General features: G+C 53.6%; 12 protein-coding genes. 11 read left to right on the forward strand and 1 reads right to left on the reverse strand.

All coding sequences use genetic code 11. The annotated features are described in order from the left end of the window. A partial coding sequence (locus tag OKC31_RS20060; protein WP_114146461.1) for a Tn3 family transposase occupies nucleotides 1-994 on the forward strand: 994 nt, incomplete at its 5' end. A gap of 932 nt (nucleotides 995-1926) precedes the next feature. Next, nucleotides 1927-2343 carry a helix-turn-helix domain-containing protein gene (locus OKC31_RS20065; protein WP_270657493.1) on the forward strand — a complete coding sequence of 139 codons (417 nt, stop codon included), beginning with the start codon at nucleotides 1927-1929 and terminating at the stop codon, nucleotides 2341-2343. Between the two features lie 834 nt (nucleotides 2344-3177). On the opposite strand, the gene OKC31_RS20070 is transcribed toward OKC31_RS20065, so the two are convergent. Beyond that, nucleotides 3178-4077 carry a DNA/RNA non-specific endonuclease gene (locus OKC31_RS20070; RefSeq protein WP_270657494.1) on the reverse strand — a complete coding sequence of 300 codons (900 nt, stop codon included), beginning with the start codon at nucleotides 4075-4077 and terminating at the stop codon, nucleotides 3178-3180. A gap of 104 nt (nucleotides 4078-4181) precedes the next feature. Here OKC31_RS20070 and OKC31_RS20075 point away from each other — a divergent pair, with 104 nt between their 5' ends. The 9 genes from OKC31_RS20075 (at nucleotide 4182) to OKC31_RS20115 (ending at nucleotide 16288) form a co-directional block, all read left to right on the forward strand. Next, nucleotides 4182-5966 carry a UvrD-helicase domain-containing protein gene (locus tag OKC31_RS20075; protein ID WP_270657495.1) on the forward strand — a complete coding sequence of 595 codons (1785 nt, stop codon included), beginning with the start codon at nucleotides 4182-4184 and terminating at the stop codon, nucleotides 5964-5966. A gap of 1940 nt (nucleotides 5967-7906) precedes the next feature. Continuing rightward, on the forward strand, nucleotides 7907-9004 hold the full coding sequence (locus OKC31_RS20080; protein WP_270657496.1) for a toprim domain-containing protein: 1098 nt from the start codon (nucleotides 7907-7909) through the stop codon (nucleotides 9002-9004). A 99-nt stretch (nucleotides 9005-9103) separates the two neighbouring features. Beyond that, nucleotides 9104-10165: an AAA family ATPase gene (locus OKC31_RS20085; protein ID WP_270657497.1), complete on the forward strand. Its 1062-nt coding sequence runs from the start codon at nucleotides 9104-9106 to the stop codon at nucleotides 10163-10165. A gap of 156 nt (nucleotides 10166-10321) precedes the next feature. After that, nucleotides 10322-11344 (forward strand): DUF3150 domain-containing protein, encoded by a 1023-nt coding sequence (locus OKC31_RS20090; protein ID WP_270657499.1) that lies wholly within the window; start codon nucleotides 10322-10324, stop codon nucleotides 11342-11344. A gap of 54 nt (nucleotides 11345-11398) precedes the next feature. Continuing rightward, nucleotides 11399-13150: a VWA domain-containing protein gene (locus tag OKC31_RS20095; protein ID WP_270657500.1), complete on the forward strand. Its 1752-nt coding sequence runs from the start codon at nucleotides 11399-11401 to the stop codon at nucleotides 13148-13150. A gap of 82 nt (nucleotides 13151-13232) precedes the next feature. Then, entirely contained in the window at nucleotides 13233-13757 is a 525-nt protein-coding gene (locus OKC31_RS20100) for a hypothetical protein (protein WP_270657502.1), read from the forward strand. Nucleotides 13758-13842: 85 nt separating this feature from the next. Further along, a complete protein-coding gene (locus OKC31_RS20105; RefSeq protein WP_270657504.1) occupies nucleotides 13843-14895 on the forward strand; it encodes a hypothetical protein in 1053 nt (350 codons plus the stop codon). A 9-nt stretch (nucleotides 14896-14904) separates the two neighbouring features. After that, complete coding sequence (locus OKC31_RS20110) at nucleotides 14905-15420, forward strand: hypothetical protein (protein ID WP_270657505.1); 516 nt, start codon at nucleotides 14905-14907, stop codon at nucleotides 15418-15420. A 148-nt stretch (nucleotides 15421-15568) separates the two neighbouring features. After that, a complete protein-coding gene (locus OKC31_RS20115) occupies nucleotides 15569-16288 on the forward strand; it encodes a hypothetical protein (protein ID WP_270657506.1) in 720 nt (239 codons plus the stop codon). Nucleotides 16289-16360: the final 72 nt, after the last annotated feature.

Raw genomic sequence — 16360 nt, forward strand, 5'->3', positions numbered from 1 at the left:
GGTCAACCACCAGTATCGCCACGCCTTTGCCGCCCACTGGGGCGACGGCACGACCTCATCCTCCGATGGCCAGCGCTTCCGCGCGGGTGGCCGGGGCGAGAGCACCGGGCACGTCAACCCGAAGTACGGTAGCGAGCCGGGACGGCTGTTCTATACCCATATCTCCGACCAGTACGCGCCGTTCAGCACCCGCGTGGTGAATGTCGGCGTCCGCGATTCCACCTATGTGCTCGACGGCCTGCTGTACCACGAGTCCGACCTGCGGATCGAGGAGCACTACACCGACACGGCCGGCTTCACCGATCACGTCTTTGCCCTGATGCACCTGCTAGGCTTCCGCTTCGCGCCGCGCATCCGCGACCTCGGCGAAACCAAGCTGTACGTGCCGCAGGGCGTGCAAGCCTACCCGACGTTGCGCCCGCTGATCGGCGGCACCCTGAACATCAAGCACGTGCGTGCCCACTGGGACGACATCCTGCGCCTGGCCAGCTCGATCAAGCAGGGCACCGTCACCGCCTCGCTGATGCTGCGCAAGCTCGGCAGCTACCCGCGCCAGAACGGACTGGCCGTGGCCCTGCGCGAGCTGGGCCGGATCGAGCGCACGCTGTTCATCCTGGACTGGCTGCAAAGTGTTGAACTGCGCCGCCGCGTGCATGCCGGCCTGAACAAAGGTGAGGCGCGCAACTCGCTGGCCAGGGCGGTGTTCTTCAACCGCCTTGGGGAAATCAGGGATCGGAGCTTCGAGCAGCAGCGCTACCGGGCCAGCGGCCTCAACCTGGTGACGGCGGCTATCGTGCTGTGGAACACGGTGTACCTGGAACGCGCCACCCAGGGGTTGGTCGAGGCCGGCAAGCCGGTGGACGGCGAGCTGCTGCAATTCCTGTCGCCGCTGGGCTGGGAGCACATCAACCTAACCGGCGATTACGTCTGGCGGCAGAGCCGCAGACTGGAAGACGGGAAGTTTCGGCCCTTACGGATGCCCGGAAAACCTTAGCGTACGATTTTTTCCGAATTCTGCGGGCTCCCCTGTAACAAGTCCTATGATGTGGTGCGGGTGTCAGACTTAGAAATCGCCCAACGCGACGGCGACACCGTGGAGGGGAAAGCCACTGTGACTGTCCGGCGGAATGTTGATGACTGTGGATCAGAGTCGTTTCAACTCGCGTCCTGGTTCGGGAAATCACGCACTATCACCCCTGTTAGCTTCCGGCCATTGCCGGGGTATGACCTACGGACCTATGACACCTTCTCGGTCAATAAGGAAGGCCGCGCTACTGGTCTACAGGATGGCACTGGCTTCTCGGGGATCATGTGTCAGGGCTTGACCAGCTGTGATGCGTACCGTCGACTTGATGCAGAGATTGGAGACAAAGGCATGCCGATGACCTGGGGCTACCATGACCTTTCTGTTTCCCCTGACGCCGGGACTGTGGTCGTTCGCTATTTCGTGAGGTTACCTTCATCCTTGCTTGGGCAGTTAGACGAGATGAAATTCCGCGTGGTGCCGGGAGCATAGCCGAGACAGCATCCTCGGGATGACTGCCACAAGATCACATCTATACTGAACCGGCTCACCTATAGGCTTGATGAAAGCCCCTATAAAATTTCCCCGCCTGATGGCGGGGTTTTCTTTTCAAGGATGATGCTTATTTTTATCCACCAACCGGCTCAACACATGCGCCAGTTTCACCGTAGCGAAGGATCAGGCCCTTCCCGACTGAAACTAAGGGGCTCTCGTCAGGTAGGGCGTTAATCTGGCCTTGGATCTGCCGAACGGCAACTTTCGCAAGGGGCGGTGCGCCGCCTTGAATTTCGGCATCGGCCAATTGAGTTCCGAGATAACCGCATGTACTTCAAGCATATCGTCAGCCATGCCGAATACGACAAGCTAACCGCCAAATACCGGCGAGCAAAGGCGTAACCATCATGATGAATCACGCACTCGTGACTATTAGAGAGGCGTTGGCCCAGATGCCCTACCTCACTCAGATCAATAACCAGGATGAGTATGAAGAAGCCCTGGCTTTGATGGATGAGCTGGTGGACGACTACGACACCAACAAGGGGCTGATCGTCATGCTGACCACCAGCATAGAGAAATGGGAGGACCGCACCGAGGAGTTCACCGCTTTCAACCTGGCTGTGTCTGGCGTGGCGCCGGGCATCGCGGTATTGAAGACGCTGATGAGCCAACACCACCTCGGAGTGGCCGATCTCCCCGAGCTGGGGTCTAAATCGAATGTCAGCAAGCTCTTGAACGCCGCAGACGGGAAGAAGCTGAATAAGCAACACATTGAAGCACTGAGCAAGCGGTTCCGTGTTTCCCCACCCTTGTTCTTTTAGCCTGGGAGGTTCGCCGCCGGGCCGGTGCCGGGGATGGCCAGCGGTTTGCCTGGTGCGGGAGTCGCCGGTCACCCCTCAATGTCGTGGTGCGACATCGAGCGCCGGGGGCCTGGTGTTTCGCCTGGGGGTTCGCCTCCGGGCAGGTGCCGGGGATGGCCAGCGGTTTGCCTGGTGCGGGAGTCGCCGGTCACCCCTCAATGTCGTGGTGCGACATCGAGCACCGGGGGCCTGGTGTTTCGCCTGGGAGGTTCGCCGCCGGGCAGGTGCCGGGGATGGCCAGCGGTTTGCCTAGTGTTCTAGTTCACATCCTTCCCGCTAAGATAGCGTTGGAGCCGGTCCCTACGTGCCCGCCAATGGATCGCCCGTGACATTGCCGCTGCGGATCCACAGGTACCGAAACACAGCCACATGAACGGGCCCCATCCCGCAATAATCAGCCCGCCGCACATACCGATAACGGAACCGATCACAAACGACCGGCAGATGTCCCTACCCTCAAACGTTATTCGCACAGCCGTCCCTCACTCATAAAAAAAACCGCCTTGGAGGCGGCTTTATCGGCCTAGCATCAAGCCTGACATATGTCTAAACACATCCTATGGACCGTCTCAATGCCGGGTATAACCTCATCGGCTTGGCTGAAATCGAGGTTGTAATTATTAGGGTCCATAAAGAGCGATAGTGCCGCTACATTGTTGACACTCTCAAGCAGCGCCAACACCTTCCCATCATACTCATAAGAGAGCCGGAAGTGACCATGACTCACTGAATTGAGACTCACCAGAAAGCGTGTAGATTCACCAGCCGTTTTTTTGGAAATAGAGCGTACATCTATCATTGCCAATTTACCTGTATCGGGGTGGGGATGGCCCCACGTATGTCTTTAACTGCCACAGGAAGGGACGGGAAAACATCCATTCCTGTCAAAGTACGAAACTGTGTGAGACTCAGCTTCCCTATGTTCTGGTTCCCATCATTTGCTACCAGATACACACCTACAGCATTCGAGGCCGGGGCATATACGGCTTTAAATATGTTTGAAGGAATAGGCATACCAGACTGACCTAGATACTGGGTCTTACCGAAGTAGAGTGGGCCGGTCACCACATTCACTGGCCCTTTACTGGCTAAGTAGCGAACCGTGCGCTCAACGTCTGCCCAGATGCCACGATTAACCGAAGGGGATTGTGGTACAACGTTCGCCATCGAGAAGGATTGCGCTTGAGATGCCGTTGATGAGAAGTCCCCAGCCGGGGCTAGGTGCCCACGGTCATAACCAGATCGACCATAGCTCTCCGGGGACATACGCATAGGCACCGGTAAGCGGGTTTCCTCATAGAACTCAGTATTCCCGCGACTAATTTTTCCAGCCCCTCTCACCTGCGCCGGGGTTAACCTCTCCACGGCGTAAATGGCTGACTTGTTGAGCGCAGAAACATAGACCGCATATTCCTCGTTGCAGACCTCATAGAAGTCCCCATTGAGGGGAGCTATCAATGCAGGCGCTTCCTTCGCTAAATAGAGCTCGGGGCAGCCAGAATCAGCAGACGCAGCGCCGGAGCAGGCGATTGCCATGAGGGGCAATATCTTGATGATAGAAGACCGTTTGACCCTGGCAGTTGAGGGCTGGTGGCCGCACACATCACAGGTTTTGCCGTCGTGACTCTCAACAAACCCGTAGCAATCTGAGCAAAAGATCAACGATGACTTATCTTGTGACATCTTGTGGAGCAAATGATAACACCATATGAATTTCAAGATACACCCTCATATACACACTATGATAGCCTTATAGGATATAGTAAGTAAGTTTCAAAACGAAATCTAAGAGAGCAGTGATGTTATCCCCAGAACAGACAGTAATTGAGACCGCAATTTCTACCAGAACAGGCAATAACCTAGCCGTAGCACTTCCCGGCTCAGGCAAGTCAACTACGTGTGTCGCGGGCATAGTTAAGCTGTTGCAGGTTAACAAGAAGGCCCGACCCTGGATGGTTACCTTCACCAAAGCCGCCACGATCAGCATTACCAACAAGCTCTCCGTCATCCTGTCTAACGCTGACTTTGACCGCGTTGGGATCTCGACCTTCCACTCGATCATCGGCGCTCAATACAAGATGCTTCCAAACGCCAAGGAGATCATCCTGGGGGTCAAGCAAAGCAACATAGTTTTGCAGGCCATGACGCAATCGCTCTATGCAGGGAAGTTTGAGGAGGCAAGCAGTCTCATCGACAGTGAAACTCGCTCACTGGTCATCAACAATGACCACATCAGCAAGCTCACAAAGGCGTACCTGGCCATCCTCGATAAGCGAAACATCACCGATTACAACCTTGTGTGCCGTGAAGTGGTGATGGCGCTACGCCTGAACAAGATCCGACGGCTGAACATAACTCACCTGATCGTTGATGAGTTTCAGGACACGGATGAAGTACAGCTTGCTTGGATGGAAGCGCACGCGCTTGGCGGGGTGAGCGTTACCGCCGTGGGGGATGATGATCAGTCAATCTATTCGTTCCGGGGTGGATTGGGCTTCGAGATCATGACGCAATTCATGGAGCGTTTCAGCGCCCAGATGTACTACCTCTCAAGCTGCTACCGGTGCGGCAGCATGATCCTAAAAGCCTCAGAGCGGATCATTGTGCCGAACCAAAAACGCATCGCAAAGGCCATGAATGCCGCCAGCGGCCACACAGGTACCGTGCACATCAAACCCTCACCGGATCGCGGTCTATCATATGCCCGACTGGCTAACTCAATAGCAGACACGCAGGGTAGCTGGGCCGTGTTAGCCAGATCTGGATTCTATTTGGATAAGGTCGAAATCGCACTCAACGAACAAAACATTGCTTGCCGGAGGTTGGGCGGTAAGTCCATCTGGGACACCCCTATCGCCGACTCGGTGCTGCGATTGCTCAAGCTGATCCTGGTCCAACAGATCGACCGCTCCACCCACTATTTCATGTCCCACATGCTGCAAATGGATGAGGATGAAGTGGCAGAGTTCGAGGCCACCGCACAGATGCACCTCGCCGAAGCGGTGCTAGAGATGGAGACCGGCGAGGCCAAGAACCTGATGCTCATGGTGCTGGCCATGGCAAATGACACTGACGATACCAGCAAAATCTTTGACCACATCAAGAAGCTGCGTGAGCGCATTGCCGACTTGCACCTCGAAAAGCGGGACTGCACGATTGCCAACCTGCTACTGGATAACCTGGAGGATAAAGAGGGGTCATGGCATCACCGACTCGGTTACTTTGTCCGGCGCCTGGAGCGGTTCAAAGCCAATGGTGAGTTGAAGTTAGAGCCTACCGTTGTGGTGCTGACCACCCTACACAGCTCTAAGGGCCTGGAGTGGGATAACGTGGCCATCATCGACGTTAACGACAAGAACATCCCTTCCGAGAAGTCCGACACCGCCGCCGGGATGGAGGAGGAGCGGCGCCTGATGTTTGTCGGGATGACCCGAGCCATCCACCGCTTAGAGCTCTATTCGCATGGCCGCCACTCCCACTACATCGACGAGCTCATGCTAGACGACTCCCTGACGATCCAGTGGGAGGAGTTTGTCGAGCATGAAGGTGCCAGCGGACCCCAAAACACTCAGGAAATGGCTTAAAGGCACTTGACGGGATAACCCATAGTCAATATCATTGGCCCAATGCCTATACGGCTACGACGCTTCAAGCACTTCTACCCACACGGGTAATGACTCGAAAAGCAATGAGCGCCCGCGGCGCAATGACAATCACCCCAGCTCCCTCAACGTCCACCTGCGACACCGAGGTACAGCATGGGGTGATTTGTCGTACCCGCTGCTCAACGTAGTGCACCTTCGCACCAGCCTCCCTGGTGCCCACATTCAATCAGCAGGTGATCTCCCGCCTACTGAACCGGTTTACCCAATCGTGATTTACAAACTTATTTGTGCATTAAGATGCTCTTATTTGTGAGTTATCACGCAAGATTATGCGTATCTTGTCAATCAAACGCGGCGCTCCGATAACTATCAGAACGTGACGGTGCTTTCATCACTAATCCAAACAGATTATCCGATGACTGCATCATAGATGCCTAGTTGGACTCTCTAAATTTCAACGGCATGTTTATCATGTGGCGACCTTCTGGTTATAACCTCTACCATTAGCACACTACAATTAGTTTGCTCACGTAGATATGCTCGTTCAACGATTTTTTCCATTGGAAATTTAAAGTGACTCAGCGCCACTCATATGAGCGGCCATTACTTTCACATCTTTATCTGCTTGATCGTCTTTGAAAGCTTTTGCTTTTATTGGTCTGATCGCAGATTTGATCTGATAACACTTTCACATCCCTCGGGATTATGAACTCATCACGAGTTATGGAGCATTAATTATTATGATTAGGCATTTTATTGCAGCAGTCAAATCTATTGTTCTTTATGTAAGCCTTTCACTCTTCTCAACTATCATTGCGAAGTATGTAATGGTTAATCTTTTTGGATAAAAATTTAACTGCTAATTTGGTGCAGGAGAGACATCTAGTTGCGCTAAATGACATTGCCAATTCTATCCTTCATGGATATTAACTCCCTCGGGAAATAACACTCGCAAGAGTAAGGACTATATATGTTTATTCTTAAAGCTATGTGTATCTTCACGGCCACCGCTTACACGTTGACCGAAGTTGCCATTCATTTTGTGCAACCTCTGTTCAATTTAAGCTGACCGTCAAGGTCATTAAAACGGTGTGGGATTAATGAGTGCGTTCACGATTCGTCGTCTTCGCTCTCGTTGCTCAATCCCGCACCGGCTGTATCACCCCCTTGCGGGCACAGCACTCAAGCGCCCTTCCCTACCGGAGAGCGTTTGAGGCTGTGTCCGTAGTCAACAAATCGACCGTTCGAGGGGGTTATATGGTAGTTCTCAAATACATGCTGGGTTTTGGCGCAACTGCATGGGTGTCTGTTCAAGTAGTCGCAATGTGCGTTGCCCACTACTTTCATTGAGAGCAAGGTGCGGGAGATACATTCGTGTTGATCCCGCCTCTATCCTCCCCCCCCCCCCTCTCAGCTATCAACAAAACACCCCTCCGGGTTTTTTCTTGATGTCTGATTTTCCCAACTGAGTAATAACTTTTCATTTTGCTTTATTAAGCATCATTTAAAGATTACTCGCCAGTCAGCTCAACTGGATAATCCCGAGCGCATCAACATCTACGGATGCTGGTGGACGGTAAGACTGAATATAAAAGGTCGAGCCTGTAGTGCAGTGAAGATGAAACTGAAAATTCATCGACGTAGTTTTTCTACGTGGCGACTCATTCCGAGTCTTACGCCGTTGGCAATACACCGTTGGTAATGCGCCATATTGGCTATGAACCGTTGGTTATAACACCCTATGGGTAATGATGCGTTCGCGCAAGAGGATATATATATGTTGAAAGCTATCATTAAGTTCTTTAAGTCTGAGTCTGTTTCTTCTAAGTCTGTAATTGTGTCAGTTCCGGTTATATATGATGAAGGGTATTACGATACCCCGGCATACATCCGGTTCAGAAAATAATAAAGGGGGTTGTATGTCAATCATTAAAAAAGCCTGGGATGCTGTTGCATCTTGTGGCGGTTGGCAATCTGTTTATGGGTATTATCCTGCCCTTATGGAAGCAACTAAAGCTGGTCTTCCCCAAGTCAGCTGCCCTTTTACCGGCCAAGGCAAGACTAAGTTCCGACTCTACAAGGACTGGAATGAAAGCGGTGCTGGTTACCACAATGACTTTGGTCGTATCGCAAGTGGTATTGATATGGTCATGCTCCTAGAGCCTGATTATTGTCAAGGTCGCGCAGGTATGGCAGCAAAGAAAATTGTTGAGCTGCTGAAAGGTACGTCCTCTGCAACTCGGTCTCCTGTCGCTGTTTCTTCCAAGATACCTACGGTGTCTGACGAAGACCTCAACAAACGCCGTGGGACGCGTGACGCCTTGCTCAAACGAGCGCTACCAAGTGCCGGGCACTGGTTGTATAAGGCGTACTGTAAGAGTCGTGGTGTTGCACCCATCCCCTGTGACGATCTACTCGTTGCGCGGGGCGTGTATCACAGAGACGAATACGGCAACAAGTCCTACAAAAACGCCATCCTGGGTGTCATGAGAACGCCGAACGGTGAGGTTCTTACTGTTCACCGGATCTATCTTGACGATAAGGGTAATGGCATCAAGGGCGACAATCGCAAGATGCTGCTTTCCCCACCCTGTCAAAAGGGCGAGGTATTGGGTAGTGCGATACGTTTAGCAGCGCCCCGCAAGGGTCCACGCGGCAACGTATTGGGGCTCACAGAGGGAATAGAGACCGGCCTAGCAGTCATGCAAGGTGCCGATCTCCCTGTGTGGTCCTGCTATTCAACCGCCTTGCTTGAGGCAGTTGTGATCCCCGATGAAGTCGAGAAGGTGGTGATATTCGCCGACTACGACTACAAAGGCGGCGCCGGTCTTGATTCAGCAGAAGTGCTGGCCGCAAGACTGCGCAAGGAGGGCAAGTATGTTCGCATAGTTGTCCCCAAAGAGCCGCCCGGATTCAATCCGGAAGGCAAAAAAGGCGTGGATTGGTTGGATGTTTTCAACTGCTCCCGCACTGAGTTTCGTAAGCAGGTACGTGAGTGCCTGTCCCTCGAACTCTAACTCCTCCGCTCACGCGGTAATGACCGCCACTGCTTCGCCAGTGGCAATAACACCCTCGGGTAATGACATCTAATGTCCGACAAGGACACGGAGATAAATATGAATAACGCAAGCAACGTAGTCGAGATCGCAGAAGTAGTAACCCCGGCAGTAACCCTGCCTTCGTTCGTATCAGTGGACTGTGCCCAGGTTCTTCCCGAACTTGGCATCAACCTCCCTGTTTATGTCTGCGAAAACGCTGGTGAATATGCTCGCCTGGTTCCTAGTGAACCGGTTGGTTATTTTGTCCAGCACGTAGAAGCAAAGAGAGCCATGGTTTGGGCGGCAACTCCCTCTATGAAGCAATCCCTGCTTCTACAAGGCGAAACGGGCACGGGTAAAACCGAGTTCGTATCGTTTCTTGCTTCGCGGCTTGGCATGCCGCTCGCACGAGTAGAATGCCACTGCTCGATGACACCGGACGTTCTGGACGGTGGATTCAGGTTGGTAGCAGAAGGAAACGGTGTGGTTACTCGTTACATCCTCAGCGATGTGATGCGTATCTACCGTGATGGTGGTTGGATCCTGCTCGATGAGGTCGATAAGGTGTCGGATGAAGTTTCATCCCGCCTGCACGCTCTCGCCGACGGCAAACCTGTCACCATTCCTGAAACCGGTGAGGTGATCAACAAGCACCCAAACACGAAAGTGTGGGGTACATCGAACACCGTAGGTGACGGCACCAGTATGCGCTATGTGACATCAAGAAGCCTCGACGCTGCATTTCGTGCACGTTGGGCGGCGATTCAGATCAAGTATCTGTCGCCATCTGATGAACTGGCCATGCTGTCCAAGCTCTATCCGAAGTTTGGTAAGGGGTTCCTGACCGCCATGGTGAAGTTGGCCAATGAATGCCGCGATGCGGCACTCGGCCCTAACCGCGACGGAAAGGTTGATAACCCCATGTTTGCGATCTATGCCACCCGCACCCAGCGCAATATTCTGGACGCGGCCCTGGCATTTGGTGCAAATGGCGAGCTAATCACCGCCATGAATTTCGCGTTCCGCGATATGTGCACCGAGGTAGATAGAGAGATCTTCGATGGCCTGTGCCAGCGAGTCTTTGGAGTCGACCTGATCAAAGACAAGACGACGACCGGTGCGCTTATCCGCAAGCTGTAATCGTTAAACCACTACCCACCAGCAGTAAAACCCCGCAGTACCAATTCAACGACGCACAACCCACCTCCAGCAATGGCAGGTGTGCTTTGTTGCGTCTGTTGGCTACGACCATAACGCGTTCGCGCAATGAATCGCTTCGGCGAAAAGGATGATGTCATGACTACAGCTACTAATGTGCTTGCCCAGGGCTTTGCTCTCGTTCAATCCCCCGTCAAAAAGGGGTGCGACGGCAAAGTTGCTCTTAAAGGGTCACAGTCCATCCTGAACGGCCAAACCCTCACGGGGGCAGCCATCAAGGAAGGGCGTGTGGAGTGGTTCCCCGGTGACAAGCTGCGCTTTAAAGGCGCTTGTTACAAAGCGATGGATCGTCTGATCCAGAGCTACGGGATAGCTTGGGGTGCCGGTACGCTCGTACCGCTCTACAAGCTGCAAAACTTGATGGATGAATTTGAGCTGCTACAGCACAAGTTCATGCAAGAGGTCGACTTCCTGCAAGGGAACTATGACCTCTACATCGAGGCTCACAAGGTTAACCAGCCAGCCGCAGTGCAAACTGTGATTGATGCGGTTCGCCTTCCCTGGGCTGAGTTCAGAGGGTCGTTCAAAGTCGTTCTGCCAGTGCCGTCTGTTTTCCAACCATTGACCGACAACCTCCAGGGTTGTGCCACAGATATTGTGGATCAGGCGATGCAGGAGATCAGCGACCAGGCAGAGGAGATTTACGACAAGATGCTTGGCAAGAAGGTTATTGATCCCAAGAGTTTGCCCCCGCTTAAACGGTTGGTAGAAAAGTGCAGAGATTTTGCAATTCTGCACCCGGCGTTCACTTCGTTTGTCGACATGTTCGACACCCTGGAGAAGACGTTGGTACCGCCGATTGCCGGTGATGTGCAAGCGCAATTGCTTGGTTACCTCGGCGTGCTGAGTGACCCCAACGCAATCAGCACTTGGATGAGCAACAACCAGGCCGACACCGACATTGAGGATGATCTCTTGCAGAGCATCTTCGGTATGGGCGCGGCCAATCAAAGCAGTGTGCAACCTGTTCCGGTCTTTACTCCTGGTCCTTCTACTACCGCAGCCACTCCGGCGGCGGGAAATAAGATCACGATGAAGAATCCGCAGGCCGCTCCGGTAGCCGTAACCCCCAATTACGATTGGGAAACGTTTGGCGTCTAATCCTTCGGGAACCTACGACCCTCCATCTGGAGGGTCTTTTATTAGGACAAAATCATGTCATTGAACCTTCGGGTACTCTCCACCCTCGGCTCCACCATTGGTGGCGCCAACACTAAAGTCATCCTCGGATCGCAAACCTATTGCACTAAGGATGTAAACGGTAACTGGGTGATTTCAGTTGCAATTAACCAAAACATGACCGAACGGGACATGCAGCTCGTTAACGGCTACATCGACCATGAGGCTGCACATGTGCGCTTCACGGACATGGAAGAGTTCAGAAAAGCCTTCTCGCTCGGTGAGCAAGTCAGGCACTTCTGTAACTCGATTGAAGACATTCGGATAGAGGGTTTAATCTCTCAGCACTATCCGGGCGCAGCCCTGAACCTGAATCGCACCGCTACCAAGCTGTGTGAAGATGATCGTTTCTGGGCCATGCCGACTCCAGAAATGGGGCTGTATTCTCTGGTTAGTTGCTTTGTGTTGTACGGGGGTCGTTATCACTACCTCAAACAGCTTGCACTTGCTGAACGCTGTGAGTCGGCCTTTGGTTTGCTCAAGCAACGTGTGTCGGCAGCTTTGTTCTCGGAGTTTGCGAACTGCTTCATGCAAATGAGGAAAGTTTCAAGCACTCAGGAGACTTTGGCACTCGCAATTGCTATCAACGATCTCCTCAAGCAGGCGGTTGATGAGGAACAGCAAAAGCAAGAGCAAGAAAAGGAGCAAGAGAATGGCGGATCCGGTGACGGTGACGCTGATGACTCTGGCGATGCCGGTGACGGTGACGCTGATGAGTCTGGTGAAGCCGGTGACGGCGAACCCGATGAGTCTGGTGAAGCCGGTGACGGTGAACCCGATGAGTCTGGTGAAGCCGGTGACGGTGAACCCGATGAGTCTGGTGAAGCTGTCCAAAACGGTGCAGGTTGCAGCCGGGGTAATGACCAGGATCTTTGGCATGATGAAGCTGGTAACGAAATCGTTCCTGCTGACATCTGCGAAGGCCTGGCTGAAAAGCTGCAAGAGCTGTTTGAAAGCACTCTGGTACCTGGCCAAGAAGATCCATTTATGTCTGCTTTGCCGATGTATAGGATGATCAGCCAAGTCCCATGCGCTTACCCGGTAAATATCCGCGCTGTTCAAGCCGTCCAATTGGCCCTGAATAAATGGTGTTTAAGTTTCACCAACACGAAACAGACAACCCAGCGTTCAGGCTCTCGCCTCAACACCCGACAACTAGCTGGAGTGCCTGCGGGCAATTTCCGCGTGTTTGATCGCACGCAACATGCAAGAACCCCTTCCGCTGCCGTTCAAGTTCTCCTCGATGCTTCTGGCTCGATGACGAACATGAACAACAACCGCCAGATACCTCAAGTAATGGCAGGTTCAGCTTGTGCCTCGCTAGTTAAGGCTCTGCAAGGGTTGAAGAGTTTCGCGGTCTCCGTGATGCAATTCAACCAAAGTGTCGCCCTGGTCCATGACTGGGAAACACGCGGCTCTTTGGGCTTCCTTCGTAGTCCTGTTGGTGGCACTGAAACAAGTGGTGCCTGCTACACAGCAATGTCAAATCTGATCACTCGAAAGGAGGACACGAAAATCCTGTTCATCCTGACTGATGGTGATGGTGACTTATCTCAAGTCCTGCCTTATGCGGAGCAAAATGGTGTCACCATTTGCGCTATCCGCTTTGGCCGGGAATTTGATGTGCTGACAGGCCTGGATCCCTCTCTGCAACCGTTCTGCACTGATCTGAACACTCTCCATGAGATGTTTACGGCTGTGCTGATGAAAGCAATGGGAAGAAGCTAAGGAAGTGGAAGTGATTGAGTGCGCTCCGGCGCACTTTTTTTATGCCTTCGGGCTATGACACCCTCACGGGTAAGGACTAGCAATGAACCTGAGTACAGAACTCACCTACATCCTGAGTGGAACACCCCTCTCGGTAAGCTGTTATTCCGGACGTTTCATGTTCGGGAAAGAGTGTTTGGCCATCTCTGGTGAAGAGGACGATTTGTTCCTGCACCTGACGGCCACCGGCCTTGCAGCTCGCCTTGGCGTGCCTCGCAAAGACGATCTTGGGAAGGGAGAAGTCTGGTATTGGCCCGATCTGCCTTGGGATGAGACCGTGGATATTGATGAAGTGAAAGCTCCTCCAGTGATGGTTGAGCTCAAGCAAGTCGAGATCCCGGTTGAACTCCAGGGCTTCCAGGCCGCCAGCTCCGTGTTCGTGTCGCTACAACGACATATGCAGGGAGATTTCGGATGTGTGCCGGTACACGAAGCTCAGGCCAACCGTGCCGCGCTCGCGTCCGGCTCAGGAAAGGAAATCAGGAGTGAATACCCCTGGATTTTCGACCTCAGCAAACGGCTTGTCATCGTTACTAACGATGTCAAAACCACTGTTGCACTGATCTAGTCTAGTCCCCGTCTTTGACGGATTAACGGCCTTCGGGCCACGACGCTCATTCCGAGCAATGCGCCTTCGGGCAAAGGAGTTAGTTATGAACAACGTTACCGTTACCACCCTGCCGTTTGAAATTGCCCCCTCCCCCATCATGTTCTACATGGACTACGGGATTAAGGAGTCGGGCAAGACCCTGACGGTTTCCTACCTGGCTGACGATGAGGACGGAGAAAACCCCGTTATGTATTGCGATGGGATGGGTGCGATTTTCACCTCACATCGTAATGCTCGTCGCTCTGAACATGAGCGCATGCAAGAGGCGCTGGCCCTAGATTCCTCCTGGGATCCGGACCTGTCTCTGCTTGAAAGTGGCGCACCCGAACTTGCGTTTCGCAAGGCATGGATCGCCGCTGCCAAGCAGCATGTTGAGTTTATGGTTTGGGCAGATGAAACAGGTCGCAGAAGCAACCCGGACGAAGCGTACTACCACCGCCGCGCAAGCGCCTTCTGGCGTGAGTGTGGGCGTTCTGGGATCGGCGGTGTGTCTATTTGGCACTTCGCTTTCTCTGAATCGGTAGCTCATGAGGTTTGGGCCGATCTGCGTGAGCAGGGGGTCATTGGGGCTAAGGATTTGGTCATGCTCGACTGCTATGAACATGGCGGTCAGTCTTGGTCCATCTCTGGCACCGGCACTCAATGTCGCTGGGACACATCCCGTGGCGCGGGTGTTTGGGTACCAGACGCAGATTGCATAGCTGCTATTGAGCTCCAGAAGGCCGTATACGCCTTCGGGGACATCAACAAGGTTCGTGGTTCATGGCAGGTATCCCTTGATGCCAGCGACACCACACGCAGCTTCTCTACGGAGGATCAGGCGTACCTGTGGCTATCAATCTATGCCGAAGGCAAGAAGGTAACGAAAAAGATGCTGGCCACTGGCCGGGATCGAGCTCATTACCATATTTGCCGAGGCGTTCTGGACCAGTACAACGCATGGCTCGCCGGGGAGTGCTATGGGGTCGTCGTTGCTACTTTCAGCAACATCGGAACCGAAGCTGAACCGGAATGGGAGTTGGAAGGCTCAGATGAAACGTGGGGCTACATTGGCAGTGATTCTACTGCTGCCATGTTGCCAACCGTGCTCAATTGAGGAGGAACTATGACTACGAAAGCAGACATTCGGGCATGCCCGGAACTGAGCTCGGAAATCACCTCCGAAACTGGGTTAGCCCTGGATGTGTTTTTGTCCAGGTTCGACGTAGACGAGGATGACAGCATTGATGTCTTCGCTCTGCTCGAAGAGATCGAAGTCTGCCGCCAGGAAGGCCGGGACCACACAGCCAAAACGCTTATCGCCAGTAATGGTGGTGATGCTTATGGCTTGGAACTGGCTCACTTGGAATATGACGGAAAGCTCGCCTGTATTTTCTCAGAACCGAGCTGGCGCGGCGGGATCAGATTGTCGTTGTACGACATTCACGGTCCCATATCGCACCACATCTACACCACCCCTGAGGAGGCATTGGACGAAGCCCTGCGCTACGGCTATTGCAAACTCGCCACGGGCCAACTCGACCAAATGACGGATCTCCCGTCTTGGAAGCGTGGCCTTGAACGTGTCATGTCTGTTGCACAACGGAGCTCTCCGTTTGCCGCAGACACGACCACCTCATAACTACCTCGCTCTCCCGTTGCCAACGCCCCCCTTTCGGTGGGCGTTGTCACATCCGGAGGGTCTACCTGCCATCTGGCAATAACGCCCTCGGGCACAACTGGACAGCGCAAATGCCTCGGTATCTGCGCCGCCCTGCATGGAGCACATCATGAACCACTATCAAGCTATCGCCCTCGGGCAAAACACCGTCCTCGCTGACGGTTTCACAACCGACTTCAACCATCTGGTTGTTGAGGTTGTTCGCTCGCTCGCAGTCATGTCGAGCGGATCGGTAACGGAAATTGCCGTGCTCAACGACGAGAAGATTGTCTGCCATCTACTGCACTGCGTAGTAGCTGGCCAGCATCAGATCAGCGTGAAGCGCCCTACGGCACCAGCCAATGAGGACGAGCGGATCCAACGCTGCTCCGCCCTCTACCGGGACGCGGATAACGCAAGACTGCGCGGAAGCTACGGCATGGCCAACAAGCTGATGAACCAGGCAACCGCCATGAGTCTCAGCCCTCTGGTACATCCCAAGGCTCTCCAGTTGGCAAAGCAGGCTAACGGCCTGCTCGCCTACGGGGTCGAGGCGATCTGCAAGATGACAGCGAAGCTGCAAACCGCAGCCGAACTGCTGGCAATGGAGCAAATTGAGGTCAATGCCACCCTGGCGAATATCGAGGGTGAGCTGATGGCGTTGTCCTACTTGGACAAACTCGAACTGCTCGGCGCCAGCCGTGATGCCAAAGTGATCCAGCTCGGAACCGCCGTCGCCAATCTGGTGATCGGCACTCCATACCGTAACAGCCGCATTGCCGAGGAGGTCATCTCCCTCGGTGAGCGGTTATTCGGCGCTGTGTGGATTGATGCCCTGCTTCGGGCATAAGACTGAATGCCATCCTTCGGGATGGCACCTCCATGTAAATAAACCATTCCCTAATTTGGGATACGACGCCTT

Origin of the sequence: Aeromonas sp. Y293-4 (genome assembly GCF_027705905.1) — a bacterium.
Lineage (GTDB): Bacteria > Pseudomonadota > Gammaproteobacteria > Enterobacterales > Aeromonadaceae > Aeromonas > Aeromonas veronii.